This is a genomic window from Polaromonas sp. P1_F1 (assembly GCF_056405795.1).
Window position 1 is genome coordinate 357,145 of record NZ_JBFUBJ010000004.1, and the last position, 24,113, is coordinate 381,257.

Consider the following 24,113-nt stretch of genomic DNA (forward strand, 5'->3'; position numbering starts at 1 on the left):
TTGCTTGCCGCGCATGGTGAATTCCCCGGTTTTTAAACCTCCCGGAGTATTTTCATGTCCAAGCTGTTTGAGGCGACCGCCCTGGTCGTACCGTTTGAAAACCTGAGGATGACAGACGTCGAGTCTGTCGGCGGCAAGAACGCCAGCCTCGGCGAAATGATTTCGCAACTGCCGACCGGCCCGAACGGGGTTCGTGTTCCCACCGGATTTGCCACTACGGCCCACGCCTTTCGCGTGTTCCTGGCGCATGACGGCCTCGACAAAAAAATCAACGGCGTGCTGGACACGCTCAACACCGATGACGTGCGTGCGCTGGCCGAAGCCGGCGCCAAAATCCGCAAGCTGGTGGAAGCCCAGCCTTTCCCGGCCGATCTGGAAAAAGCCGTTCGCGACAGTTTTGCCGCCCTCAGCGCCGGCAATGCCCAGGCCAGCTTTGCGGTGCGCTCATCCGCCACGGCAGAGGACTTGCCGGACGCGTCGTTTGCCGGCCAGCAGGAAACCTTCCTGAACGTCGTCGGCATCGAGGACGTGCTGCACAAGATGAAAGAGGTGTTCGCCTCGCTGTACAACGACCGCGCCATCAGCTACCGGGTTCACCAGGGCTTTGCCCATTCCGACGTAGCGCTTTCAGCCGGTATCCAGCGCATGGTGCGCAGCGACAAGGGTGCTGCCGGCGTGATGTTCACCATCGACACCGAAAGCGGCTTTGAAGACGTGGTGTTCATCACCTCCAGCTACGGCCTGGGCGAGACGGTGGTGCAGGGCGCCGTCAACCCTGACGAGTTTTACGTGCATAAACCCATGCTCAAAGCGGGCAAACGCGCCGTCATTCGCCGCAACCTGGGCAGCAAGTTGCTGCAGATGGAGTTCACCAGCGCCGACGAGAAAAAAGCCGGCGGCAAGCTGGTCAAGACCACTGATGTGCCGACCGAGCTGCGCAACCGCTATTCGCTGAACGACACCGACGTCGAGCAACTCGCCCGCTATGCATTGATCATCGAGGCCCACTATGGCCGCCCGATGGACATCGAGTGGGGCAAAGACGGCATCGACGGCGAACTCTACATCCTGCAGGCGCGCCCCGAGACTGTGAAGAGCCAGTCCAAGGGCAAGGCAGAGCAGCGCTACAAGCTCAAGGGCACCGGCACCGTGCTGGCAGAAGGCCGCGCGATCGGCCAGAAGATCGGCACGGGCGCGGTCCGCATCGTGCACGACATCAAGGACATGGACCAGGTGCAGGCCGGCGACATCCTGGTGACCGACATGACCGACCCGAACTGGGAACCGGTGATGAAGCGCGCCAGCGCCATCGTGACCAACCGCGGCGGGCGCACCTGCCACGCCGCCATCATCGCGCGCGAGCTGGGTATCCCGGCCGTGGTCGGCTGCGGCGACGCCACCGAAACGCTGAAAGATGGCATGCTCGTCACCGTGAGCTGCGCTGAAGGCGATACCGGCAACATTTATGACGGTCTGCTGGAAACCGAAGTGACCGAAGTGCAGCGCGGCGAGATGCCTGCGATTGACATGAAGATCACCATGAACGTCGGCAACCCGCAGCTGGCGTTTGATTTCTGCCAGATCCCCAATCACGGCGTTGGCCTGGCACGGCTGGAATTTGTCATCAACAACAACATCGGTGTGCACCCCAAGGCGATTCTTGATTACCCCAATGTGGATGCCGACCTGAAAAAAGCAGTGGAAAGCGTGGCGCGCGGCCATGCCTCGCCACGTGCCTTTTATGTCGACAAGGTGACCGAAGGCGTGGCCACGATCGCGGCAGCCTTTTGGCCCAAGCCGGTGATCGTGCGTCTGTCGGACTTCAAGTCCAACGAATACCGCAAGCTGATCGGCGGCTCACGCTACGAGCCTGAGGAAGAAAACCCGATGCTGGGCTTTCGCGGCGCATCGCGCTACCTTAGCCCCGATTTTGGCGAGGCCTTTGCCATGGAGTGCGAGGCGCTCAAACGCGTGCGCAACGACATGGGTCTGGTCAACGTCGAGGTCATGGTGCCATTTGTACGCACCCTGGGCCAGGCCAAAAAGGTCACGGACCTGCTGGCCCAGCACGGCCTCAAGCGCGGCGAGCAGGGCCTGCGCGTGATCATGATGTGCGAGGTGCCCAGCAACGCCATACTGGCCGACGAGTTCCTCGAGTTCTTCGACGGTTTCTCGATTGGTTCGAACGATTTGACCCAGCTCACGCTGGGCCTGGACCGCGACTCCGGTCTGGACATCCTGGCCCAGGATTTTGACGAACGCGACCCCGCCGTCAAGGCCATGCTGAGCCGGGCTATCCAGGCCTGCCGGCGCGCGGGGAAATACGTCGGCATCTGCGGCCAGGGCCCCAGCGACCACCCGGACTTTGCGCAGTGGCTGAAGGACGAAGGCATCGGCTCCATCTCGCTGAATCCCGACACGGTGATCGCCACCTGGAAGCAACTGGCCAACTGAAGACGGTTGACATGAATTGAAACGGTGCGCTGCGGAGAGATTCGCAGCGCATTTTTTTTGCGTCGGAACCGCGCGACCGAGGGAAAACCCGCGATGGCAGGAGGTTTCCCGGTAAACAATTGGCAATACCTCCGATGACAATCGGAATCGTTGCCTTCATCCCTTCATCTGTTTGTCGTGAGCCATGCTTGCCGTCACCACTACCATCAAACTGCTCACTGAAATTGCTCTGCTTGCGTTGGCCGGGCAATGGGCAGTAGGCCTGCTGGCAGGCGCGGCGAAGGACAGCAATCCGTTTTATCGCGTGCTTCAGCTGGTGGGCCTGCCTTGGGTCAAGGCAGCACGCTGGATATCTCCGCAGGTCGTGATGGACCGTCACTTGCCGCTGGTGGCCTTTTTGGTGCTGCTGCTGGTGTGGGCCATTGCGGCCATCGCCAAAATCCGCATCTGCCTGGAGATCGGGGTGGCACTGTGCAAATAGACGCTGCCCTTCAATACGGTTTTCTGAAAATACGCGCACTGCTTTTGCTCGCCTGCGCCAAACGGCCTGCCGCGCTGGCCGTCTTTGACCAGATGCTGCAACTGCGCCCGGCAGACCCTTATGCGCTAGCCAGCCGCGGCCATGTGGCGGCGCAGCTCCAGCTCACACAAGAGTCCGTTGCCAGCCTGCAGCAATTGACCGCCGTCAGGCCCGGCCATGCCGCGGGCTGGTTCAACCTGGGTTATGTGTTGCAGCAGGCGGGACGCCATGATGAGGCCGGGCCGGCCTTTGAGCGCGCGGTGGCACTGGACGCTCGCCTGGACCAGGCCTGGTATGGCCTGGCACTGGTGCATATTCACGCGCACCGGTTTGAGGAAGCCGCCGAGGCCTTGCAAAAGAACACAGCCCTGCAGCCCTTGGGCCCTTACGGCTGGTACCGGCTCGCGCAGGTGTGGCTGGCGCTGGGCCAGCCCGCCAAGGCGCGCAAGGTGATTGCGCACCTGAGTCGCTTTGAGCCGCGCGTTGCTGCCCAGTTCGAGCGCGAGAACGAGTCCGTTTTTGCGGCCACCGGCGAGGCAGCCCATGCAGCCCACTGAGAGTCACCGCCGTTACTGGCGCAAGAACCTGGTTGTGACAGCTGCGCTGCTCCTGATCTGGTTCAGTGTCACGTTCGGCGTGAGCTACTTCGCGCGGGCGCTGAATTTCACTTTTTTTGGCTGGCCTTTCAGCTTCTGGATGGGCGCGCAGGGCGCCCTGGTGGTGTATTGCCTCATCGTCGGTTTTTATGCCTGGTACATGAACCGGCTCGATATTGAGCATGACGTGGCGGACGAGGACTGAATGGGCGGCTTTTTTGGTTCGCGCGACGGGGTCATGCTCTCGAGCCAGCAGTTCAAAAAGCAGTTGGACCGCATCTACCGCTGGTACACGCTGGGCCTGGTGGTGTTTGTGGTCGTCCTGGCGCTTCTGGAACGTGCGGGCCTGCCGCGCCTCTGGATAGGTACGGCCTTTTTGCTGGCCACCATAGGCCTCTATGCGGGCATAGGCGTCATGAGCCGCACCACCGACGCCTCCGAATACTATGTGGCAGGGAGGCGCGTGCCGGCGGTCTACAACGGCATGGCCACCGGCGCCGACTGGATGTCGGCGGCCTCGTTCATTGGTCTGGCGGGCACGCTTTACCTCACGGGCTACAGCGGCCTGGCTTTCATCATGGGCTGGACAGGCGGCTACTGCCTGGTCGCTCTGGTGCTGGCGCCTTACCTGCGCAAGTTCGGTCAGTTCACCATCCCGGATTTTCTGGGAGAGCGTTACGGTGGGCGACTGCCGCGGCTCATCGGCGTGGCGGCGGCTATTTTGTGCTCCTTCACCTATCTGGTGGCGCAGATTTACGGCGTGGGCCTGATCACCTCTTACCTGACCGGCATCGCGTTCGAGCTGGGCATCTTCCTGGGGCTGGGTGGCATCCTGGTATGTTCTTTCCTGGGTGGCATGCGCGCGGTGACCTGGACACAGGTGGCCCAGTACATCATCCTGGTGGTGGCCTACCTCATTCCGGTGATCTGGCTGTCGGTCAAGCAGACGGGCGTGCCAGTGCCGCAGCTGGTTTATGGCTTTCAGCTTGAAAAGGTCACGGCCAAGGAGAAAGAGCTGACGGCCGACCCCAAAGAGTTGCAGGTGCGCGAGCTGTTCCGGCAGCGCTCGGAAGCGCTGTCGGGCAGGCTGGAGCACCCCGCCGAGTCGCTGGCCGCCGACAAGCTGGCCGCCGCCAAACGAATGGAGCAGCTCAAAAGCGGCAATGCATCCGTGGCTGAAATTTCGTCGGCCGCCAGGGCGATGGCCGGCATGCCCCGGGACGAGGCCGCAGCCGTCAAGGCCTGGACGGCGGCCAGGGCCGCTGCGGACGTCAAAACCCAGCCGCTTAACGGCATGCCCGCCCACGCGGCCCAGTTCTCGGGCAATCCGGATGGGACCCCGAAAGAGCAGGAGACTTACGAGACTTCGCGCCGCAATTTTCTGGCGCTGGTTTTTTGCCTCATGGTGGGCACGGCGGCCTTGCCGCACATCCTCATGCGCTATTACACCGTGCCCAGTGTGCGGGAAGCGCGGCAATCAGTCACCTGGTCGCTGGTGTGTATCTTCCTGCTTTATTTCACCGCACCGGCACTGGCCGTGCTGGTGAAGTACGAGATATTCACCGTGCTGGTGGGCATGCCGTTTGACCAGCTGCCCGCGTGGGTGCATTCCTGGACGCGGGTGGACCCTTCGTTGCTGTCGGTCACCGATATCAACAAGGACAACATCCTGCAGCTCAATGAGATGAACATAGGCGGCGATATTGTGGTGCTGCTGACGCCCGAGCTGGCAGGCTTGCCGTATGTGATTTCAGGCCTGGTGGCGGCGGGTGGGCTGGCTGCAGCGCTTTCCACCGCCGACGGCCTGCTGCTGACGATTGCCAATGCGCTGGGCCACGACCTTTATTACAAGATGATCGATCCCAATGCATCAACGGTGAGCCGGGTGACGGTGTCCAAGATATTGCTGCTGATCGTGGCCTTGCTGGCGGCCTATGTGGCGGCGCAAAAGCCGGCGGACATCCTGTTTCTGGTGTCGGCCGCGTTCTCGTTTGCCGCCGCCTCGTTCTTCCCGGCGCTCAGCCTGGGGATCTTCTGGAAACGCGCCAACGGCATCGGGGCCGTGCTGGGCATGGTGTCGGGCCTGGGCGTAACCTCGTATTACATGTTCACCAACCAGGCCTGGCTGCGCACCACCTTCGGCATTACCTCGCCGGTGCAGCTGTGGTGGGGCATAGACCCGATTTCGGCCGGGCTTTTCGGTGTTCCGGTCGGTTTTGCGGTGATTGTGCTGGTGAGCCTGCTCACCCCGCCGCCCAGCCAGAAAGTCCAGGAACTGGTGGAATACATTCGCTATCCGGACCTGAAACGTCTCTGAAAAAGCTCAAGCCACGTGGTTTGGCTGCCTGGATTGTCGGGGCGCCGTGCGCCAACGCCAAAGCGTGGCAGCCAGCCAGCCCAGCATGAGCAGCCCAAACGAGACCCAGGCGATATACGACAGCCGGTTGGCCATTTCCTGGCGTGCCGAGAAATTGAAAGCAAATGGCTTGTAGCTTGCGAATTTCTGGGCTTCCTCGCGTTGATCTGCACGGAAAAGATCGCCTGGTTTGCAGTTGTTTTCTTTTGGGTAAACGTAGCAGGCCGGGTTTTTCAGGTTCAGGAACCCGTTGTGCTCGGCAAGAACTGGCCCGGGACTTAATCCGTCGGCTGAAAAATACTCTCTGCGGTATCCAAACGCCGGGTTGTAGCACTCCAGTTGCGACATGCCGGCAACCAGTGTGTTATTGACAATGGCCCTCAACAGCCGCGGTCCAGACTGTATCTTTGAGACGGTTCCCAGTTCCCTGATCTCAGGCGTAAAGCTCTTTTCTTTCAATTGCTGGTGAGCTATGGCGATGGCGCCGGAATAGTAAATCGGCTGGAAATAGAACTTTCTCGGATCGGATGATGACTGAATGACTAGACCTGTGAGGCATGCGATAACTGCGACGACTTTCAGATGTGGCCACCCGGAACGCTCGAACAGCAAGCCTGTGCCGACGGCGATCATTGGGATGTACACAATGATCCAACGCAGTGGCGTACTGGTTGAGTTGATGACGGGAATGCTTTTAAGGATGGCATTCCAGTGCGGCTCAAAGTAGTTAAATGCAATGGGCCATACCAAGCCAACGACGAAGGCCAGCAGCATGAACAGTTTTTGTGGCGCGGGCCATTTAAGTGCCCGGGATGTCAGCGTCCATCGCATCATGCGCTCGGAAAGTAGAAGGACAAGTAGTACTGCGCATGCAGTGCCAAAGCTGTACGCCCATTCCTCCGGGTTAAGCCCCCACTGCTGGTTGACGAGCAACTTCACCCCGATGTCGTGTGCCTGCTGCGAATCCATGAACAGGGCGGCCATGATCATGGTCACCGTGTCTGTCAAAGTACCTGCGCCTGGAAGCAGGTAGGCAGTGCGCGGAAAAAAGGCCATGAAGGAAAACGTGGCGACCAGTTTGGAAGCTGAAAGCGCTGCACCAATGGTGGCCGCCAGCACGCCCCGGATCATGAACTGGCGGAAGGCCCCCCCCAGCAAGCCATGAAGCAAACCCAGCAGCAGCACGGACAGCGCTGCTGGCAGGAGCAGTGTGCTGAAGCCTGAATGAACCCAGTACGCCGGGATGAGGCCTGCCAGTGCTATCGCGACAGCCGTGTCGGCTCGGGACCGAAGCGGCAGGAGCAGCAGCAGCGCCAGCCACGGGACCAGCGCATAACCGTGAAAGACCACATGCCCGATGATCATCCGCTGAGGCAGAAATCCGTTGAGCATCAGCATTCCGCCTACAAGCAGGCCCGTTAGCGGCCCTGCCATGAAGCCTTTGCGCATCAGAAGATAACCCCCCCAAAACAGCAAGCTGGCTGCGATGCAGAGCGTCACCCAGGCGGCTTTGACGGGCTCCATGGCAATGGCCAAGAACTGGGGCAGCGAGTAGTACGCCGATACCGGGTCTGGAAAAAAAGGCTGCCCGGCGCAAAACGACGGGGTGAACCAGGGCACGCTCAGGCCGTTTTGGGTGAACCAGATATAACCATCCAGCCAGCCTGGCAGTGCAAGTTTGAAGTCGGGGCCCAGCCAGCCATCCTGAATCGGAAAAAATGGTTCAAACGTCTGAGCTGTAATAGCCAGTAATACCAAAAAAATCAGCCAAATCCATGCTGATTGCTGGCGCGGTGAGGGGGCGTTCCATTTTGAAAAAAGCTGCATGTATGCCTGGGGAGTATTGGGTGTGTCAGGGCGCCTTGCGCCGGCGCCACAGGGTGCCGACGAGCCATCCCGGCATGGCGAGACCAACCAGCACCCATGAGATATACGTCAGCAGATTGGCCATTTCCTGGCGTGCCGAGAAATTGAAAGCAAATGGCTTGTAGTTTGCGAATTTCTGGGCTTCCTCGCGTTGATCTGCACGGAAAAGATCGCCTGGTTTGCAGTTGTTTTCTTTTGGGTAAACGTAGCAGGCCGGGTTTTTCAGGTTCAGGAACCCGTTGTGCTCGGCAAGAACTGGCCCTGTTGTCAGGCCTTCTGCTGAGAATCTCTCCAGGCTGTAACCGAAAACGGGGTTATAGCAAAAGAGCGCCGATTTGCCTGCAGCCAGAAGGTTGTTGGATGTCACTCGCAGAATGCCCGTCTCGGTCTGCATGTCTGCACGGCTTCCGAGTTCCCGGATTCCTGCGGCAAATGTACCGTCCCGTAATTTTTTTTCAGCGATTACCACGCTGCGGGGGTCATATCCCTGCCACGAATAGAACTCCCGGCCTTCAAGCGCTGACTGCGCCACTGTTGCTGTGAGGCAGGCCGCCACGGCCAGGCCTTTCCAGCGTTTCCAGGTCGCGCGTTGCAGCAGCAAGCCCATACCGACGGCAAAAATGGTGATGTACACCACCAGCCAGCGTACCAGCGTGCTGGCTGAGTTGACGATGGGCAGCGTTTTCAGGAAGGCATTCCACCGCGGATCAAAGTAGTTAAGTGCCAGCGGCACGGCCAGGCTCAGCAGCAAGGCAGAGCCCAACAGAAATTGACGCCAGCCCGGAAGCCGAAATGCCGTTGTTGCTCGGCGAATCCTGTCAACCATAAGGCAAACCAGCAAAACGGCGCTCGCCATCCCGAAGTTGAAGGCCCACTCGTGCGGCGATTGCGTGGCCTGCAGGTTGGTCATGGAAGCCTTGCCGATCTGGTAGGCCTGCTGGGACTCCAGAAAAAGTGCTGCGACGGTCATTCCTGCCGCTTCATGCCATGAAGGTGCGCCCGGCAGCGGATAAAAAGTACGAGGAAAAAGGGCAAGAAAGGAAAAGGTTGCCATCAGCTTGGACGCCGAAAGCGCCAAGCCGACGATGCAGGCGATCAATCCCCTCGCCATGAACTGCCGGAGGTCGCCGCCGGTCATGCAATGCAGCAGACCGATCACGAAAACAGCGAGGCCCCCTGCGAGCATCAGAGTGCTGAGGCCGGAATGCACCCAATAGGCAAGCACAACCCCCGCCAGCACTGATATCCCGGCCTGATCGAGTCGCGAGCGGATAGGCAGCAGGAGCAGCAAGGCCAGCCAAGGCACCAGGGCAAGCCCATGGAAGCCGACATGCCCGATGATGATCCGATGTGGAAGAAACCCGTTGAACATCAGCAAGCCGCCCACCAATACTGCCGCCAGGGGGCCGGTTAAAAAGACCTTGCGCGCCAGCAGATAACCGCCCCAGAACATCAGGCTCGCGCTCAGGCACAGCAACAGATATGTGGCGTTGATCGGCCCGGCCAGTATGGCCAGTAACTGTGGAAACGAATAAAAAGCGGACTGTGGATCAGGAAAAAAGGGCTGACCGGCACAGAATGACGGTGTAAACCATGGGGTGCTCAATCCGTTCGTGGAAAACCAGATGTGCCCATCCAGCCAGTTGGGCAACATCAGCGAGTAGTCATGACCCAGCCATCCTCTTTCCAGAGGGAAAAAGGGCTTGAAAATCAGGCCAAGGCAGAGCAGCAGGAGGCCGTATACCAGCCAGACCGCATAGGTCGCATGCCGCCCTGAAAGGCTTGCTGGCGCGTGAAGCAGTTGCATGTCGACGGCGTAGGTAGGCGGGTGCGGGAGGGTTGTAGTCCAGCGCATCCGGATCTGGCGGGAGATTAACACGCAGTAACAATCAGCCAAAGAGCTTCATTGCATGGATCATCGCGTGGGTTCTACCCGGCTGTGTCCGGCGCTGGTGCCAGCGCTTTGAAGCAGGGGGAAACTACCCCAAAAGCTGCGATTTCCTGGGTTTCTAGATGGATGGCCAGGCCAACTGGCATCCGAACAAGTCTTCAGGCTATAATCATGGGCTTCGCCTTGCTGCACCCTTAACGACGCTGGGGCAGCTTCAATCAACCACAAGGAGAGTTTATGCGTCACTATGAGATCGTCTTGCTGATCCACCCGGATCAAAGCGAGCAAGTCCCAGCCATGCTGGAACGTTACAAGGGCATGATCACCGCCGGCGGTGGCAAAGTGCACCGTGTCGAAGATTGGGGCCGCCGCCAGCTGGTGTACCTGATCCAGAAACTGGCCAAAGCCCACTACCTCTGCATCAACATCGAAGCCAGCCAGGCCGTGATGGAAGAAATCGAACACGCGTTCAAGTTCAACGATGCCGTGCTGCGCCACCTGACCGTGGTGAAGAAGAAAGCCGAAACCGGCCCGTCCCTCATGATGCGCAACGTCGAGAGGGAAGAAGCCCGTAAGGCCCAACAGCAGGAGTATGCGGCTTAATAGCCACCATGCTGTTGAACGCCTCGCTGCTGCGCATCTGCTTTTGAGCAAGAGCCCGCAGTGAACCACGTTGAACTGACCGCCTGTATCGCCGAGGCAAGTCCTCTTCGCTACACGCCCGCTGGAATCCCCGCCGCCAATTTCGTCCTCGAACACGAGTCCGAAATCGTCGAAGCCGGAGTCACCAGACAGGTCAAGTTGACGGTAAGGGCGGTTGCTTTCGGAGCGCTGGCTGAGCAATCAGCCAAATCCCCGCTAGGCAAACCCTTCAGGTTCACCGGTTTTCTGATCAATGCGCGCACCAGCAAAGGTGTTGTTTTTCATATCCAGGCTCTGCACAAGGTAGAGCAAGTACCGAACCCCATTTAAGGAGTCCATCATGCCCGGACCAAAACGTTTCAACAAAGACAAGCGCCCCAAGCGCAATACCCAATCCCTGCTGTTCAAGCGCAAGCGTTTTTGCCGCTTCACAGCCGCTGGCGTTGAAGAAATCGACTACAAAGACATCGACACCCTGCGCGATTTCGTAGCCGAAAACGGAAAAATCATCCCCGCACGCCTGACTGGCACGCGCGCGATTTTCCAGCGCCAGATCAACACCGCCGTCAAGCGCGCTCGCTTCCTCGCGATGCTGCCTTACAGCGACCAGCACCGTAGCCTGTAAGGAGCACGACCATGCAAATTATTCTGCTCGACAAAGTCGTGAACCTCGGTAACCTCGGCGAAATCGTCAAGGTCAAAGACGGCTATGCACGCAACTTCCTGATCCCTTCGGGCCGCGCACGCCGCGCCACGGAAGCCAACAAGGCCGAATTCGAAGCCAAGCGCGCCGAACTCGAAAAAGCTGCAGCTGCCAAGCTGGCCGAAATGCAGGCCCAGGGCGCAAAGCTCGGCGGCACCACCGTCAAGCTCACGCAAAAAGCCGGTGTTGACGGCCGCCTGTTCGGCTCCGTCACCAACCATGACATCTCGGCCGAGCTGACCAAGCAGGGCTTCCCTGTGCTGAAGTCGCAAATCCGCATGCCTAACGGTCCGCTGAAGATTGTTGGCGACCACGCCGTGACCGTTGCCCTGCACACCGACGTGGCAGTGGACATCACCGTCACCGTGTACGGCGAAACCGCTTAAGCGTTTTCTCCCTTCCCGAAAAAAAGCCGCTCGCCGAGCGGCTTTTTTCATGGCCGGCCGGATCAAGCGGCTGTACACAAGCTCACGGTGTATTTCCACCCGATTTCCCCCGGTTGTCCACAACCTTATCCCGTGAGGTTTTACGCTCCCGGCGTACCATTCACCCTCTCCCAAGGAAACCCATGTCCGCCGTACTTTCCACCTATGACGATCCCGGCTACAGCCCTGACCGCCAGATCGCCCAGCTGCGCATTCCGCCGCACTCCATCGAGGGTGAATCCAGCGTGCTGGGCGGCCTGCTGCTCGACAACGGCGCGTGGGACCGTGTGGGCGACCTGCTGACCGACCAGGACTTCTACCGCTCCGAACACAAGCTGATCTATGCCGCCGTAGGCGCCCTGATCAACGCCTCCAAACCGGCCGACATCATCACGGTCTACGAGCACCTGCAGAACCAGGGCAAGGCCGACGAAGTAGGGGGCCTGAGCTACCTCAATTCCCTTGCGCAATACGTTCCCAGCGCGTCCAACATCCGCCGCTACGCGGAGATCGTGCGCGAGCGCTCCATCCTGCGCAAACTGGTGTCCGCCTCGGACGAGATTTCCACCAATGCCTTCAACCCGCAGGGGAAAGACGTCGCCACCATCCTCGACGAGGCCGAACAGAAGATCTTCAAGATCGGCGAGCAGGGCTCGCGCATGAAAGAAGGCTTCCAGAGCATGGACACGCTGGTCGTGAGCCTGCTCGATCGCGTCACCGAGATGGCCGAGAATCCGCAGGACGTCACCGGCGTGCCCACGGGCTTCTACGACCTGGACCGCATGACGTCCGGCTTCCAGGCCGGTGACCTGGTGATCCTGGCGGCGCGCCCCTCCATGGGCAAAACCGCACTGGCCATCAACATTGCCGAAAACGTCGCCTTGCTCGAAGGTCTGCCCGTTGCCGTGTTCTCCATGGAAATGGGCGCCTCGCAGCTTGCCGTGCGTATCGTGGGCTCCATTGGCCGCATCGACCAGACCCATCTGCGCACCGGCGCCCTGACGGACGAAGAATGGCCGCGCCTGACCGAAGCCATTGAAAAGCTGCGCACGGTTTCGTTGCACATCGACGAAACCCCCGGCCTCACTGTGAGTGAGCTGCGTGCCAACGCCCGCCGCCTGGCACGCCAGTGCGGCAAGCTCGGCCTGATTGTGGTCGACTATTTGCAGCTCATGAGCGTATCCGGCGGCATGGCAGACGAGAACCGCGCCACCGCCGTCGGCGAAATCTCACGCGGCCTGAAGATGCTGGCCAAAGAGCTGCAGTGCCCCGTGATCGCGCTGTCGCAGCTCAGCCGCGGCGTGGAATCCCGCACCGACAAACGCCCCATGATGAGCGACCTGCGCGAGTCCGGCGCCATCGAGCAGGACGCCGACATCATCATGTTCATCTACCGTGACGAGTACTACACCAAAGAGGCCTGCAAGGAGCCGGGCGTCGCCGAGGTCATCATCAGCAAGCAGCGTAACGGCCCCACCGGCACAGTCAAACTGGCGTTCCTGAACCGCATCACCAAGTTCGAAAGCCTGGCCAGCGGCGGCAGCGGGGACTTTTGAGGCCTGAAGAAGCTCGCAGGTCTTCCTGTCGTATCGAGTGGCCACGGCGCAGTGGCCTCCTAGGGTTTTCCGGCGGCCGTTTTCGGGAAAACGGTGATTTAATGGCAGAAAACAGCTGCAGGCCAATCAAGCCGGGCGCAAGCAGCTATCAATACAATAGCTAAAGGAGGAGGTTCCATGCCGACGCCCCTGCGGATTCTTACCGTCACCTCACTGTAGGTCCGGGAATCCATGCCTGTTTCCTCCGTCATTCCTGGTGTCATCCCCGACGCCGACATCCTGGCGCTTTTGCGTGGCGACGCGCTTTTCACCGACCTTTCCGGTAGCCAGCTTGCACGCCTGCTCGGCAGCCTGCACACGCTGGAATTCGCCGCCGGCGACACGCTGTACGAAAAAGGCGCGCCGGCCGAATTTCTGTACGTGATCGAAACCGGTGAGCTGCAGCTGACCACGCCTGGCGGCCGTACCGTCGCGCTGCCGGGCATGCGCTGCGGTGAAGAGGCCGCCTGCGATACGGCCAGCTACCTGTGCAGCGTCACGGCAGCCACGCCGGTCAGGGCGGTGCAGGTCCCCCGCGACGCCCTGGCCGAGCTGGCTGCGAAATCGCCCGCCTTGCGCAACAAGGCCTGGCTGACGCTGATGGGTTATGTGGGCGGCGAATCCTTTCTTGCGCCGGCCCCCGGCAAGCCTGCCGCCAAAAAACCGGCCAAACCCATTTCCCGGCGCGAGCTGGTGGGCTGGCTGGGCGTGGTGCTGGTGCCGCCCGCGATTTATTTCCTCTCCGGCTCGGCTGGGCTGGTGGTGGAGGCCTCGTTGTTCCTGGCCATCCTGTCGGCCACGGTGCTGATGTGGCTGTTCAACCTGGCCGACGAGTTCGTGCCGCCACTGGTGGCCATCGCCGCGGTGCTGATCGTCGGTCTTGTGCCCTACGAAGTCGCGCTGGCCGGTTTCTCGTCAAGAACGCTCACCACGCTAGTGGGCGTGTATGCGCTGGCCGCGGTGATTTCCGCTTCGGGCCTGAGCTACCGCTTCATGTTGTGGTTGCTGATACGCCTGCCCGACACGCCGTTCTGGCACCAGGCGGCGCTGCTGCTGTCGGGTTACCTGCTGTCGCCCATCATGCCCTCGGGCAATGCGCGGTTGTCGCTGGTGCTTCCGTTTTACCGCGACATGATCGAAGGCCTCAACCTGCCGGCGCACAGCAAGTCCGCCACGGCCCTGATGGCCGCCACGTTTTCCGGTGCCATGCTGTTCTCGCCGATGCTGCTGACCAGCAAGTCGTCCAACCTGACGGCTTTCGGCATGCTGCCCGTGCAACTGCAGGACCAGTTCCAGGGCCTGTTCTGGTTTGTCGCGGCCGGCGTGGCTGCGCTCACCGTCACGGCCGCGCACCTGGTGGTGGTGCGCCTGTGTTTTGGGCGCACGGCCCAGGCCGCTTTGCCCAAGGAAAGGCTCGAGCGACAGCTGGCCCTGCTGGGCGACGTCACCCGGCCCGAAAAAGCCGCACTCACCGGTTTCCTGTTCTTCCTGGTGGGCGCCGGCACCGCCGGCTGGCACCAGATTTCTCCCGCCTGGCTGGCGGCCTTTTTGCTGGTGGGCCTGCTGCTCATGGGCTTGCTGAGCAAGAAAGACTTCCAGCAGAAGATCGACTGGCCGATGATTTTCTTTCTGCTCAGCCTCGACGGCCTGAGCCGCGCCATCAGCTACCTGGGGCTGGACACCGCACTGGCCCATTCCGCGGGCAACATGTTTGATTTCGTCGGCGGCAAAATGGTCTGGTTCATCCCGGTCGCGCTGGTGGTCACGCTGCTGCTGCGCCTGGTGCTGCCCATCACCGCCGGCATGATCGTGGCTGCGGTCATCCTTCTGCCGATCGGGCAGGCGCAGTTCATCAACCCCTGGGTCGTGGTCTTCCTGACCGCCATGTTCAGCGACATCTGGTTCATACCCTACCAAAGCTCACAGTACCTGCAGGTCATGGGAAGCGGGCTGGACCGCTACTACAAACACACCGATTTCCTGCGCTATAACCACTGGATGAACCTGGCGCGCCTGCTGGCGGCCTATCTCTCGATCCCTTACTGGGAATGGCTGGGCCTGGTATGAAAAACGGAACCCTCGCTGTCCTGACGGGCGCGGCCCTTCTCGTCGCGCTGCTGCTGCTGGGCATGTTCAACCTGTCCAAGCCGCGGGTGCTGGTGCTGCACAGCTCGGACCGCAACTCCACCACCGTCGGCAAGATGGACGAAGGCATACGCCATGTCCTGGACAAAAACAGGCAGCCCTTGACTGTTCGCTGGCATTACCTGGGCATAGACCGCCTTCCCGATGAAGACCACCGCCAGGACGCCGCAAAGGAAGGCCTGCGCGCCATTGAGCAGTTCAACCCCGACCTGGTGATTGCGGTAGACGACGAAGCCCAGCAATACGTGATGCGCCGCTTCGCCGGGCAGGGCCGTCCCAGGGTGGTGTTCGCCGCCATAGACCATGAGCCCGCAGAGTACGGGTACGTGGGCGCAGCCAACGTCACCGGTGTCGCCGAGCGCCTGCCGCTCGCCGCCATGCGAGACTTGCTGCAGCACGTCAAAAAGGGCCAGCCCGTACGCGTGGCGGTGCTGGGCGATGCCGGCCCCACCAGCCAGGGTCAACTCAGGCAGGTCGAGGCTTTCAACTGGGCGCCGCACAGTGTGGCGGTCACCCACACGCTGGGCGATTTCCCCGCCTGGCAGGCCGCCATCAAGGTCATGGACGGCAAGGCCGATGTGGTGTTGGTGCTCTCGCACGGCAGTTTGCGTGCCGGGCCCGCGGCGGCCGGCGTGGTGCCCGATGCCGAGGTGATCAAGTGGCTCGAAGCCAATGCCGCGCCCTTGCCGCTGGGGGTCGACATTGAATACGTTCAGCAGGGCGGGGGGCTCAGTGTGGCGCCGTCCGCCAAGTCGATGGGGGAAATCGCCGCCGCCGACGCGCTGGCCTGGCTGAAGGCAAAACCCGCCAGTGCGCCGCCGCTTCCGGGCCAGGACGCGCGCTACAGCGTGGGTTTGCGCGCTGCCGCCCTGGTTGCCCGCAACATCACGCTGCCGTCGATCTACACCGAAGCCGCGCGGCTGGAGCAACTCTACTACCCCTGATGCCCGCAGGGCCCGCCATCATGGGGCGGTGACAGGTTCCAGCCCGGTTTTCCGGATGACGGGCGCGGCCGCCGCAGTGGTAAAGAAACGAATCAATGCACGTGCGGCATCCTGCTCGACAGCATCGGCGGCAATGCCTGCTGAAAACACGGTGACGCGCTGCACTTCATCCGGCAGCGGCCCCACATAGTCGATGCCCGGAACCGGAAGCAGTTCGCTGACCTGCTGGAAGCCCAGTTCGGCATCGCCGCGGGCCACCACGCTGCCCACCCGCTCGCTGAGTATTTTGGTGCTTTTGCCTGCCACCTGCGCGGAAATTCCCAGGCGCTGGAACAGCTCGGTCGAAATATAGACACCGCTCGCGCTGGCCGAGTAGGCAATGGACCGCGCGTCCAGCAGCGTGCGCCTGAGCGCGTCGACCGTGCTGATGTCCGGCTTGGGCGCACCTGCGCGTACCACCATGCCGATCAGTGAGCGCACCAGGTCCACCCGGCTGCCGGCTTGCACCTTGCCCTGGCTCACGAGCGCATCCAGCGCCGGCGCCGCCAGGATCACGATGTCGGCCCGCTCCTTGCGCGCCAGCCTGTTCGGGATGGCGTCCGGCGCGTCGCCCATGGACGCGCCATAAGCGGCAATGACCTTGTGCCCGGTTGCACGCTCAAAGGCCGGCACCAGTTCGTTGTAGGCGGCGGTAAAACCACCCGAGGTCATCACATGTATATCGGCCGCCCAAGCGCCGCCGCCGGGCCACACCAGCACGGGCAGCAGCAGCCAAAAGATCCTGCAGAACTTCAGAAGTTGTTGCATGCCATCTCCTCGCTTTCTTCGACTTCTTCGACTTCTTCGACTTGCTGCGTGGATGCGTGACTCAGCGCACGCACTCAAACCCGTACTGCTCGGGGGTCGGCTTTGTCACCAGCCGGGCATGCAGGCCGCGCTTCTGGCATTCCATTTCAGCGATGTCGGTGGCTTCGCCCAATTTCGACGGGCGGGCTTTGACCACAATCTGCTTTTCATTGACGCTGACCAGTTCGGCGGCGCAACCGGAGATCAGGACGCAGGCGAGCAGGGGGAACAGTGTTTTCATGGTTGTTTCCTTCTAAAGATAAAGATAAAAATCAAGATAATTTTTGCCGTCAGGATTTTTAAGTAAAAATCGGTTGAAATCCTTTGTGGATAAGCGCGACCAGCTATCAATTTGGTAGCGTATTGCGGCCGCGCCTACCCCAGCCCCAGCGCTTTGTACACCCGCAGCGCGCCATAGGCATCGTTGGCCGCGTAAATGATCTGCGCTTCCGTCAGCCGTTCATTGGCCCAGTTGGAGGTGGCGGCTTTCTTGGATTTGAGGAAGCGCTTGTTGAACATCACGGCCACGGCGCCGCGCACGCCCATGTCCTTGCGGTAGCCGCGCTCGCGGAACACCACGTTCAGGTCCAGCACGCCCTGCAGGTCTGTGCCCAGCTTGCGGATGATGCGGCGCTGGTCGTCCCCCAGGCCGAAGCCGGCCTTGATGATGGCAGGCGAGCTCAGCAGCAACCCGACCACGCGGCGGCATTCGGCATCTTCGAGCTGGAAGATCCAGGCCTTGTCGAGCGTCGAAAGCTGCACGATGTGCGGCCCTTCAGACGCCTCGTTTTTGGCAAAGGTCGGTTTCGACTCGGTGTCAAAGCCCAGCACCGTGGCGCCGGCCAGGGCCTGCAGCGCTGCGGCGGCCTGGGCCGGTGTCGCCACCACCTGGATCTGTCCCAGGCTCAGCCGGTCGAACGGCTCCAGCAGGGCAATTTCTTCTTTTCCGGGGGTCGGGTGACGCTCTGTCATGGGTATTGGGGCATAAGTGGGCAAAAAACAGGGCTGCGGCAAGGTCTGTGCAAGGCTAGAGCTTACAGTCAGGGTTGGCGCATTACATCGGACGCCCCCGACCGCCCTCACTCACCCACATCATGGCAGCAGCACAAAGCATCACCACCGAGCAATACAAGCTCTTTCCGTCGCCGCGCAACCGGCACCGCACGATTTTTCTGCACCAGGTGTTTGTGCCGCACTCCTTCATGCTGATCGACATGGAAAGCTACGGGCTCAAGGGCAAATACAGCCTGTTCGGCGCCTGCCGCCTCGCCGACATGCGCATGGGGCAACTGGTGACGATGGAGCTGCCCGAGGACGAAGCGACCTTCAATGCGAAGTTTGTGCCGGACTGACACGAGCCGCGCATTCAGCCCGATTTACCGCATGCCGCTGACGCCGCGCAGCATTTCATGCACATCGTGTGTCATCACCGCCAGAAACGCCGCCAGGGCCAGGTAATAAAAGCCGTACTCAAACCGCGTGGCGGCGCTGGTGGCGTAATAGGTTTTCGCTTCTTCGCTGTCTGATTTGTAGCGTATGGCCTTCAGCAGCTGCGGCCCGGCCAGCAGCGCCATCAGGATCAGCATGGGGCTGGGCCGCCAGAAGAACAGGCCCACCAGCACCGGCACCCCCAGAAACCAGATGCGCGGCGACAGCACCGCGGTGATGCGGCCTCCGTCAAACGGAGACAGCGGAATCAGGTTGAAGAGGTTCAGGAAAAAGCCGGAATAGGCAATCGCCAGCAGCAGGTTGCTGTCCTGGTCGCGCGCCAGAAAATAGCAGGCCAGCGCGCCTATCGTGCCCAGCAGCGGGCCGCCCAGGCCCACATAGGCTTCGGTTTCGGCGTCATGCGGCATGTCCTTGAGCTCCACCCAGGCGCCCACAAACGGAATGAAGGTGGGTGCGCCCACATTGAGGCCGCGCTGCCGCGCGGCGATGTAGTGGCCCATTTCATGCACAAACAGCAGGGCCACAAAACCCACTGCGTAGCGCCAGCCGAACAGCAGCGCGTAGGCAAACACCGAAATCAGCATGCTGCCGCCCGTGAGCAGCAGCTTGCCGAACTTGGCGCCGGTGAAAAGCAGCAGCAGGAGTTTCGTCACGCGAAGGTGCTTTTCAGGCGGTAGGCGGCGCTGGGGGTTTTGCCGGGGTGGTTGACGCGTTTGCTGCACTGCCGAATGCGGCAGGAACCGTCTCCTGCTCGGCGGCCGCGACCGGCATGGGCGCTGCAGCCGGTTTGCGCTTGAAGTATTTCAGGAACACCGCGCCAAACCCCGCCACGGCCAGAAAGATCACCTTGGCAAACTTGGCAAAAAAGAGTGCGGCGACGGCGAAGAAGCCGAGTTTTTTCGCGGCCACGCCCAGCACCAGCGCGGCCAGGCCGTATTCGGCCACCTTGTCGGTTTTGGAATTGAAATCGGCATAACGTTTGCCGTCGTTGTATTGCAGGGCCGACAGCAGCTCCGCGGCGACGGGTTTGTCCTTCGGCAAATCATTCAGCGCCGTCACCAGGTTCAGGCTGAAGTAGCCCTCACGCCCCAGCGCGTAAGTGTTGTAGTTCACGCCCTGTGCGGCATCGGGCGCTGCGCCGCGGTCCTTGCTGGACATGGCCCACACCAGCCGGTGGGTGGCGGCGTTATAGGCCGGCTTTTCGGCCCAGCCGACAATTTCCATTTCAGGAAAACCCATCTTCTTGCGTTCGCTGTTCGAGGCTTCCGTGCCTTCGCGGTAGCTTTTGAGAAGGTCGTCGGCGTTCCAGTCCTTGGCGTCGTCGTCTTTCACGTAGCCTGCGGACTCAAAGCGCACCGTGACAAACCAGGAATCGTTGGCCGCGGGAAACACCAGGCCCTGCAGCCGCGAATCCTTGCCGGGGTTGCCCATGGCATTGAGAAGCCTGGTGGCCTGCGGCTGCGGCACAAAAATGCGGCCGGCCGGCAGCTTCAGCACGGCCTGGTCGGCCAGGGGAATATCCTGCGGGCCTTCCTTGGCTGCGGCGCGGGCTTCCGCCCAGATTTTTTCGGCTTCGTCTTTTGACATCGGCTGCGCCAGGGCAGCACCGCAAGACAGTACAACCGCCAGCGCACAGATGCGCGTCCACAAATGGTTCATCAAGTCCTCCCTGTTGGAATAAATTTCCGGATATTCTGACACGGGCTTTGGTGGAACCGGCGGCTTGTTTGATCTGGATCAACAGCGCCCCTGATCGCCTCCCTATAGTCAAACTGGCTGCACGGTGTCCGGTTGGCTGTTGCCGGGTTGGCTGGCCGGCAGGGTGCATCCGTTAACCAGGGGAATATCCATGAGCATCCATCACGTCAGCTACCACAGTGGGGAATTGCCCGCGCCTCCCGCCGCTGCGGGCCTGGTTGACTTCACCATGCCGTTGGCCGGCTTCTCGCAATGCCACTTCGGTATCGTGTCCCAGCTGCAGGCTTTCGCCGAACTGCCGGCCTTGCTGGCCGCGGCGGCGCAAGCGCGCAACGTCGCTTCGCACACGCTCAGCCTCTTCAAGTACGCGGTGGCAGGGCACCATGCCGACGAAGAAAATGAATTGTTCCCGGCGGTGCTGCGCAGCGCCGCCAAGGGGGAAGAGGCCGAGAAGGTCAGCGCGATGATCAAGCGCCTGGTGGCCGAGCACCGCAAGATCGAATCGATCTGGAAAGACCTCGAACCCGCAGTGAAAGCGGCGGCAAAAAACCAGCCGGCAGAGCTGGACCTGCAAGCGGCGGAGGCTCTGGTGCAGGCCTACCTGAAACACGCGCGCTTTGAAGAGGAAGAATTCCTTCCGCTGGCCGAAACCATTCTCGGGCGCAACGGCAACCACATGGCTGCCCTTGGCCTGTCGCTTCACCTCAGGCATGCGCCCATGGTGGTGGGGCATGTCTAGGCGCTTGCGTGGCTGATGTGCGTTGCACCGGAATATTCAAGCAAAAACAGGCTGTAGCCCAATAAGGGAAAGCGCAAGCAGCTATTAAAAGTATAGCGTTCGGGCTCTGAAAACATGCCGCGTGGCGGCCGCCCTCAGCCCCGCAGCTGCTGCGCCAGCAGTACCGCGACGTGAATCGCCTCGCGCTGCGCGCCGTCCCTGATCTGGTGGCGGCAGCTGGTGCCGTCGGCCACCACAATGGCGTCGGGCTGCTTGCGCACCGCTGGCAGCAGGCTGAGTTCGGCCATCTGCATCGACACCTCGTAGTGGTTGGCCTCATAGCCAAAGCTGCCTGCCATGCCGCAGCAGCTTGACTCGATCAGCTCAGGTTTTGCGCCGGGAATCAGCTTGAGCACATCCATGATGGGGCTCACCGCCCCAAAGGCCTTCTGGTGGCAGTGGCCGTGCAGCAAGATGGGTTGGGCTGTCGCTTTCAGCCGGCCCTTGAGCTTGTCGAGTTTGCCGTCGGCCGCTTCTCGCGCCAGGAATTCTTCCAGCAGCAATGCGTGGCGGCTGATGGTGTGCGCCGCTTCGCCCAGGCCCATCACCAGCATCTCGTCGCGCAGTGTCAGCAGGCAGGAGGGCTCCAGGCCGACGATGGCGATGCCCTTTTCGGCAAAGGGCAGCAGGGCTTCCACCACCTCGCGTGCCTTGGCCCTGGCCCTGGATACCATGCCGCTGGCCAGGTAAGTGCGGCCGCAGCACAGGCTTTTGCCGTCCGCCACGGTTTTCGCGGCCACATGTACCGTGTAGCCGGCGGCCTGCAGCACCTTGAGCGCGGCCAGTGCGTTTTCTGACTCAAAGTAGCCGTTGAAGGTGTCCACAAACAGCACGACCGGCCGTGCGGCGGCCAGCACCTCTTCGCGGCTGGCGGTCGTGATGCTTCCTTTCGACGCCGCGCCGGGCTTGTTCAGGCGCTTCCAGAAGGTCTGGCGCGTCCATTGCGGCAGTGTGCGGCGGGCCGACAGGCCCATCAGTTTTTCGCTCCAGGCCGCCAGCACCGGCACCTTGTCGCGCAGGTTCAGCAGCGGCGCCAGGCGGCTGGCCCATTGGGCATAGTCGGGCAGGTACGCGACCATCTTGTCTTTGAGCGTGTAGCCGTGCTTGTGCTTGTAGTGGTGCAAAAACTCCACCTTCATTTTGGCCATGTCCACACCGGTGGGGCAGTCGCGCTTGCAACCCTTGCAGCCCACGCACAGGTCCATGGCCTCCTTCACAGCTTCGCTGGTGAAGGCGTCTTCGGCCTTCATCCCGTCCAGCTGCCCGCTCAATGCCAGGCGCAGTGTGTTGGCGCGTCCGCGCGTGAGGTGCTGCTCGTCGCGTGTCACGCGGTAGCTCGGGCACATGGTGCCGGCGTCAAACTTGCGGCAGTGGCCGTTGTTGTTGCACATCTCCACGGCCTTGGCAAAGCCACGGGCCGGGTCGCCGCCGCTGCCGGGTGCGCTGGTCCTTTCGGTGGCCGGGTCGTTCTGCACATCCCAGGCGCGCCAGTCCAGCGCGGTCTTCAGGGGAATGACACGGTAGCCCGGCGGAAACCGCATCAGCCGCGTGTCGTCCATCTTGGGCGGGTTGATCATGCGTCCGGGGCTCAGCAAGCCCGCCGGGTCCATGTATTGCTTGATGTCGGCGAAGGCCTGGCTGATCTCCGGGCCGAACTGCCACTTGATCCATTCACCGCGGCACAGGCCGTCGCCGTGCTCGCCGCTGTAGGCACCCTTGAACTTGCGCACCAGCACGGAGGCTTCTTCGGCAATCGCGCGCATCTTGGGCGCGCCTTCGCGCCGCATGTCCAGGATGGGCCGCACATGCAGCGTGCCGACGGAGGCATGGGCATACCAGGTGCCCTTGCTGCCGTATTTCCTGAAGATCTCGGTCAAGGCGTCGGTGTAGGCGGCCAGATGCTCCAGCGGCACGGCGCAGTCTTCGATAAAACTCACCGGCTTGCCGTCGCCCTTGAGGCTCATCATGATGTTGAGGCCGGCCTTGCGCACCTCCCACAGGTTTTTTTGCGGTGCGTCCTCGGTCATCTCCACCACCGAATCGGGCAGCAGCAGGTCGCCCATCAACTCGCCCAGGCGCTTGAGCTTGGGCAACAGCTCGGCCTTGCTGGCACCCGAAAACTCCACCAGCAAAATGGCCGCCGGATCGCCGATCAGCGCGCTGCGGATCGTCGGCGCAAAGGCCGGGTTTTGCAGCGACAGGTCGATCATCGTGCGGTCGACCAGCTCTACCGCAGTGAGCGTGCCTTCGCCGATCTTGACGATGAATTGCGCCGCATCCATGGCGCGGTAAAAGGTCGGGAAATTCACCACACCCAGCACCTTGGCCCGGGGCAGCTCGCTCAGTTGCAGCGTCAGCGACCGGGTCAGCGCCAGCGTGCCTTCGCTGCCTATCAGCAGATGCGCCAGATTGACCGAGCCGTCGCCGGTGTAGGGCCGCTCGCTCTGCGGGTCAAAGATGTCCAGGTTGTAGCCGCCCACGCGCCGCATGACTTTCGGCCAGCGCCGCTTGATGAGGGGGTGCAGCTCCTCGGCCAGCGCACGCACGTGGCTGCCCAGCTCGCGTGCCTTGCCGCTGCTGCCGGCGTAAGCGCCCAGCTGTAGCAGGCTGCCGTCGGATGTCCAGGCTTTGGCACCCAGCACGTTGTGCACCATGTTGCCGTAGGCAATGCTGCGGCTGCCGCAAGAGTTGTTGCCCGCCATGCCGCCCAGCGTGGCCTGCGCACTGGTCGAAACATCCACCGGGTACCACAGGCCGTGTTTTTTCAGCGCGGCGTTCAGGTGGTCCAGCACAATGCCGGGCTCTACCTCCGCCGTGCGTTCTTCCGGGTTCACCGCCAGGATGTTGCGCACATGCTTGGCGTAGTCGATGACAAGGCCGGTGCCCACGGTTTGCCCGCACTGGCTGGTGCCGCCGCCGCGCGGCACGATGGGCACCTGCATGTCGCGGCAGATGTCCAGCGCGGCCTTCACATCGTCTGCCGTGCGCGGCACAAACACGCCCACAGGCATGACCTGGTAGATCGAGGCGTCGGTAGCGTAGCGGCCCCGGTCGGCCGGTGAAAACAGCACTTCGCCCTGTGTTTCGGCGGCCAGCCGCGCCGCCAGCCGGCCGGCAACTTCATTGCTGATGCGGGCCACGTTGTCGTAGGCGTGGGCCGCGGCCTGCCGGGAGATCTTGAGTGGAAGGGGGGCGTTCATCGCGG

22 protein-coding genes are annotated in these 24,113 nt (G+C 61.7%); 14 read left to right on the forward strand and 8 right to left on the reverse strand.

All coding sequences use genetic code 11. The features are described from left to right. The first annotated feature begins 54 nt into the window (after positions 1-54). The 5 genes from ppsA to AC1DZE_RS13970 all read left to right on the forward strand — a co-directional run bounded on the left by ppsA (position 55) and on the right by AC1DZE_RS13970 (position 5,887). The gene (ppsA, locus tag AC1DZE_RS13950; RefSeq protein ID WP_477700199.1) at positions 55-2,454 is read left to right on the forward strand and encodes a phosphoenolpyruvate synthase; all 2,400 of its coding nucleotides are present in this window, start codon (positions 55-57) and stop codon (positions 2,452-2,454) included. 184 nt (positions 2,455-2,638) lie between these two features. Next, the gene (locus AC1DZE_RS13955; protein ID WP_477670997.1) at positions 2,639-2,935 is read left to right on the forward strand and encodes a hypothetical protein; all 297 of its coding nucleotides are present in this window, start codon (positions 2,639-2,641) and stop codon (positions 2,933-2,935) included. Further along, a complete protein-coding gene (locus AC1DZE_RS13960; RefSeq protein WP_477700200.1) occupies positions 2,926-3,531 on the forward strand; it encodes a tetratricopeptide repeat protein in 606 nt (201 codons plus the stop codon). Before AC1DZE_RS13955 ends, AC1DZE_RS13960 begins: the two co-directional genes overlap by 10 nt. Beyond that, on the forward strand, positions 3,518-3,775 hold the full coding sequence (locus AC1DZE_RS13965; RefSeq protein WP_457278787.1) for a DUF4212 domain-containing protein: 258 nt from the start codon (positions 3,518-3,520) through the stop codon (positions 3,773-3,775). Before AC1DZE_RS13960 ends, AC1DZE_RS13965 begins: the two co-directional genes overlap by 14 nt. Then, on the forward strand, positions 3,776-5,887 hold the full coding sequence (locus tag AC1DZE_RS13970) for a sodium:solute symporter family protein (RefSeq protein ID WP_477700201.1): 2,112 nt from the start codon (positions 3,776-3,778) through the stop codon (positions 5,885-5,887). It abuts the gene before it with no gap. A 6-nt stretch (positions 5,888-5,893) separates the two neighbouring features. On the opposite strand, the gene AC1DZE_RS13975 is transcribed toward AC1DZE_RS13970, so the two are convergent. Together AC1DZE_RS13975 and AC1DZE_RS13980 are read right to left on the reverse strand one after the other, a co-directional pair. Further along, positions 5,894-7,753: a hypothetical protein gene (locus tag AC1DZE_RS13975; protein WP_477700202.1), complete on the reverse strand. Its 1,860-nt coding sequence runs from the start codon at positions 7,751-7,753 to the stop codon at positions 5,894-5,896. A gap of 25 nt (positions 7,754-7,778) precedes the next feature. After that, positions 7,779-9,599 (reverse strand): hypothetical protein, encoded by a 1,821-nt coding sequence (locus tag AC1DZE_RS13980; RefSeq protein WP_477673989.1) that lies wholly within the window; start codon positions 9,597-9,599, stop codon positions 7,779-7,781. A 321-nt stretch (positions 9,600-9,920) separates the two neighbouring features. Here AC1DZE_RS13980 and rpsF point away from each other — a divergent pair, with 321 nt between their 5' ends. The 7 genes from rpsF to AC1DZE_RS14015 all read left to right on the forward strand — a co-directional run bounded on the left by rpsF (position 9,921) and on the right by AC1DZE_RS14015 (position 16,137). Next, a complete protein-coding gene (rpsF, locus tag AC1DZE_RS13985; RefSeq protein ID WP_007871089.1) occupies positions 9,921-10,286 on the forward strand; it encodes a 30S ribosomal protein S6 in 366 nt (121 codons plus the stop codon). Between the two features lie 60 nt (positions 10,287-10,346). Further along, the gene (priB, locus tag AC1DZE_RS13990) at positions 10,347-10,655 is read left to right on the forward strand and encodes a primosomal replication protein N (RefSeq protein WP_477649539.1); all 309 of its coding nucleotides are present in this window, start codon (positions 10,347-10,349) and stop codon (positions 10,653-10,655) included. 10 nt (positions 10,656-10,665) lie between these two features. After that, positions 10,666-10,950 (forward strand): 30S ribosomal protein S18, encoded by a 285-nt coding sequence (rpsR, locus tag AC1DZE_RS13995; protein ID WP_077592883.1) that lies wholly within the window; start codon positions 10,666-10,668, stop codon positions 10,948-10,950. A gap of 11 nt (positions 10,951-10,961) precedes the next feature. Then, entirely contained in the window at positions 10,962-11,414 is a 453-nt protein-coding gene (rplI, locus tag AC1DZE_RS14000; RefSeq protein ID WP_457278783.1) for a 50S ribosomal protein L9, read from the forward strand. Positions 11,415-11,596: 182 nt separating this feature from the next. After that, positions 11,597-13,009 carry a replicative DNA helicase gene (gene dnaB / locus AC1DZE_RS14005; RefSeq protein ID WP_457278782.1) on the forward strand — a complete coding sequence of 471 codons (1,413 nt, stop codon included), beginning with the start codon at positions 11,597-11,599 and terminating at the stop codon, positions 13,007-13,009. A gap of 231 nt (positions 13,010-13,240) precedes the next feature. After that, positions 13,241-15,115 (forward strand): SLC13 family permease, encoded by a 1,875-nt coding sequence (locus AC1DZE_RS14010; protein WP_477670991.1) that lies wholly within the window; start codon positions 13,241-13,243, stop codon positions 15,113-15,115. Further along, on the forward strand, positions 15,112-16,137 hold the full coding sequence (locus AC1DZE_RS14015) for an ABC transporter substrate-binding protein (RefSeq protein WP_477670990.1): 1,026 nt from the start codon (positions 15,112-15,114) through the stop codon (positions 16,135-16,137). Before AC1DZE_RS14010 ends, AC1DZE_RS14015 begins: the two co-directional genes overlap by 4 nt. Positions 16,138-16,155: 18 nt before the next feature. Here AC1DZE_RS14015 and AC1DZE_RS14020 read toward each other — a convergent pair whose 3' ends face one another. The 3 genes from AC1DZE_RS14020 to AC1DZE_RS14030 form a co-directional block, all read right to left on the reverse strand. Beyond that, entirely contained in the window at positions 16,156-16,944 is a 789-nt protein-coding gene (locus tag AC1DZE_RS14020) for a substrate-binding domain-containing protein (RefSeq protein WP_477670989.1), read from the reverse strand. Between the two features lie 61 nt (positions 16,945-17,005). Next, on the reverse strand, positions 17,006-17,224 hold the full coding sequence (locus tag AC1DZE_RS14025) for a hypothetical protein (RefSeq protein ID WP_477670988.1): 219 nt from the start codon (positions 17,222-17,224) through the stop codon (positions 17,006-17,008). Between the two features lie 134 nt (positions 17,225-17,358). Further along, entirely contained in the window at positions 17,359-17,955 is a 597-nt protein-coding gene (locus AC1DZE_RS14030; protein WP_477670987.1) for a 3'-5' exonuclease, read from the reverse strand. A 122-nt stretch (positions 17,956-18,077) separates the two neighbouring features. On the opposite strand from AC1DZE_RS14030, the gene AC1DZE_RS14035 reads away from it, so the two are divergent. Next, positions 18,078-18,335: a hypothetical protein gene (locus AC1DZE_RS14035; RefSeq protein WP_477670986.1), complete on the forward strand. Its 258-nt coding sequence runs from the start codon at positions 18,078-18,080 to the stop codon at positions 18,333-18,335. Between the two features lie 24 nt (positions 18,336-18,359). Here the strand turns inward: AC1DZE_RS14035 and AC1DZE_RS14040 are convergent, their stop codons facing one another. Both AC1DZE_RS14040 and AC1DZE_RS14045 read right to left on the reverse strand, forming a co-directional pair. Continuing rightward, entirely contained in the window at positions 18,360-19,085 is a 726-nt protein-coding gene (locus tag AC1DZE_RS14040) for a site-2 protease family protein (protein WP_477670985.1), read from the reverse strand. A gap of 13 nt (positions 19,086-19,098) precedes the next feature. Then, positions 19,099-20,091 carry a DUF2167 domain-containing protein gene (locus tag AC1DZE_RS14045; RefSeq protein ID WP_477674192.1) on the reverse strand — a complete coding sequence of 331 codons (993 nt, stop codon included), beginning with the start codon at positions 20,089-20,091 and terminating at the stop codon, positions 19,099-19,101. A 190-nt stretch (positions 20,092-20,281) separates the two neighbouring features. Here AC1DZE_RS14045 and AC1DZE_RS14050 point away from each other — a divergent pair, with 190 nt between their 5' ends. Next, the gene (locus AC1DZE_RS14050; protein ID WP_477700203.1) at positions 20,282-20,869 is read left to right on the forward strand and encodes a hemerythrin domain-containing protein; all 588 of its coding nucleotides are present in this window, start codon (positions 20,282-20,284) and stop codon (positions 20,867-20,869) included. 134 nt (positions 20,870-21,003) lie between these two features. On the opposite strand, the gene AC1DZE_RS14055 is transcribed toward AC1DZE_RS14050, so the two are convergent. After that, a complete protein-coding gene (locus tag AC1DZE_RS14055) occupies positions 21,004-24,108 on the reverse strand; it encodes an FAD-binding and (Fe-S)-binding domain-containing protein (protein ID WP_477700204.1) in 3,105 nt (1,034 codons plus the stop codon). Positions 24,109-24,113 lie beyond the last annotated feature (5 nt).

Excerpts from the sequence above, each read along its gene's own strand:
- AC1DZE_RS14030 (WP_477670987.1), bottom strand. The coding sequence starts at position 17,955 with ATGACAGAGCGTCACCCGACCCCCGGAAAAGAAGAAATTGCCCTGCTG.
- AC1DZE_RS13955 (WP_477670997.1), top strand. The coding sequence starts at position 2,639 with ATGCTTGCCGTCACCACTACCATCAAACTGCTCACTGAAATTGCTCTG.
- AC1DZE_RS14055 (WP_477700204.1), bottom strand. The coding sequence starts at position 24,108 with ATGAACGCCCCCCTTCCACTCAAGATCTCCCGGCAGGCCGCGGCCCAC.
- AC1DZE_RS14010 (WP_477670991.1), top strand. The coding sequence starts at position 13,241 with ATGCCTGTTTCCTCCGTCATTCCTGGTGTCATCCCCGACGCCGACATC.
- AC1DZE_RS13975 (WP_477700202.1), bottom strand. The coding sequence starts at position 7,753 with ATGCAGCTTTTTTCAAAATGGAACGCCCCCTCACCGCGCCAGCAATCA.
- dnaB (WP_457278782.1), top strand. The coding sequence starts at position 11,597 with ATGTCCGCCGTACTTTCCACCTATGACGATCCCGGCTACAGCCCTGAC.
- AC1DZE_RS14050 (WP_477700203.1), top strand. The coding sequence starts at position 20,282 with ATGAGCATCCATCACGTCAGCTACCACAGTGGGGAATTGCCCGCGCCT.
- AC1DZE_RS14035 (WP_477670986.1), top strand. The coding sequence starts at position 18,078 with ATGGCAGCAGCACAAAGCATCACCACCGAGCAATACAAGCTCTTTCCG.
- rplI (WP_457278783.1), top strand. The coding sequence starts at position 10,962 with ATGCAAATTATTCTGCTCGACAAAGTCGTGAACCTCGGTAACCTCGGC.
- AC1DZE_RS13970 (WP_477700201.1), top strand. The coding sequence starts at position 3,776 with ATGGGCGGCTTTTTTGGTTCGCGCGACGGGGTCATGCTCTCGAGCCAG.
- ppsA (WP_477700199.1), top strand. The coding sequence starts at position 55 with ATGTCCAAGCTGTTTGAGGCGACCGCCCTGGTCGTACCGTTTGAAAAC.
- AC1DZE_RS14025 (WP_477670988.1), bottom strand. The coding sequence starts at position 17,224 with ATGAAAACACTGTTCCCCCTGCTCGCCTGCGTCCTGATCTCCGGTTGC.
- AC1DZE_RS14045 (WP_477674192.1), bottom strand. The coding sequence starts at position 20,091 with ATGAACCATTTGTGGACGCGCATCTGTGCGCTGGCGGTTGTACTGTCT.
- AC1DZE_RS14020 (WP_477670989.1), bottom strand. The coding sequence starts at position 16,944 with ATGCAACAACTTCTGAAGTTCTGCAGGATCTTTTGGCTGCTGCTGCCC.
- rpsF (WP_007871089.1), top strand. The coding sequence starts at position 9,921 with ATGCGTCACTATGAGATCGTCTTGCTGATCCACCCGGATCAAAGCGAG.
- AC1DZE_RS13965 (WP_457278787.1), top strand. The coding sequence starts at position 3,518 with ATGCAGCCCACTGAGAGTCACCGCCGTTACTGGCGCAAGAACCTGGTT.
- rpsR (WP_077592883.1), top strand. The coding sequence starts at position 10,666 with ATGCCCGGACCAAAACGTTTCAACAAAGACAAGCGCCCCAAGCGCAAT.
- AC1DZE_RS14015 (WP_477670990.1), top strand. The coding sequence starts at position 15,112 with ATGAAAAACGGAACCCTCGCTGTCCTGACGGGCGCGGCCCTTCTCGTC.
- AC1DZE_RS13980 (WP_477673989.1), bottom strand. The coding sequence starts at position 9,599 with ATGCAACTGCTTCACGCGCCAGCAAGCCTTTCAGGGCGGCATGCGACC.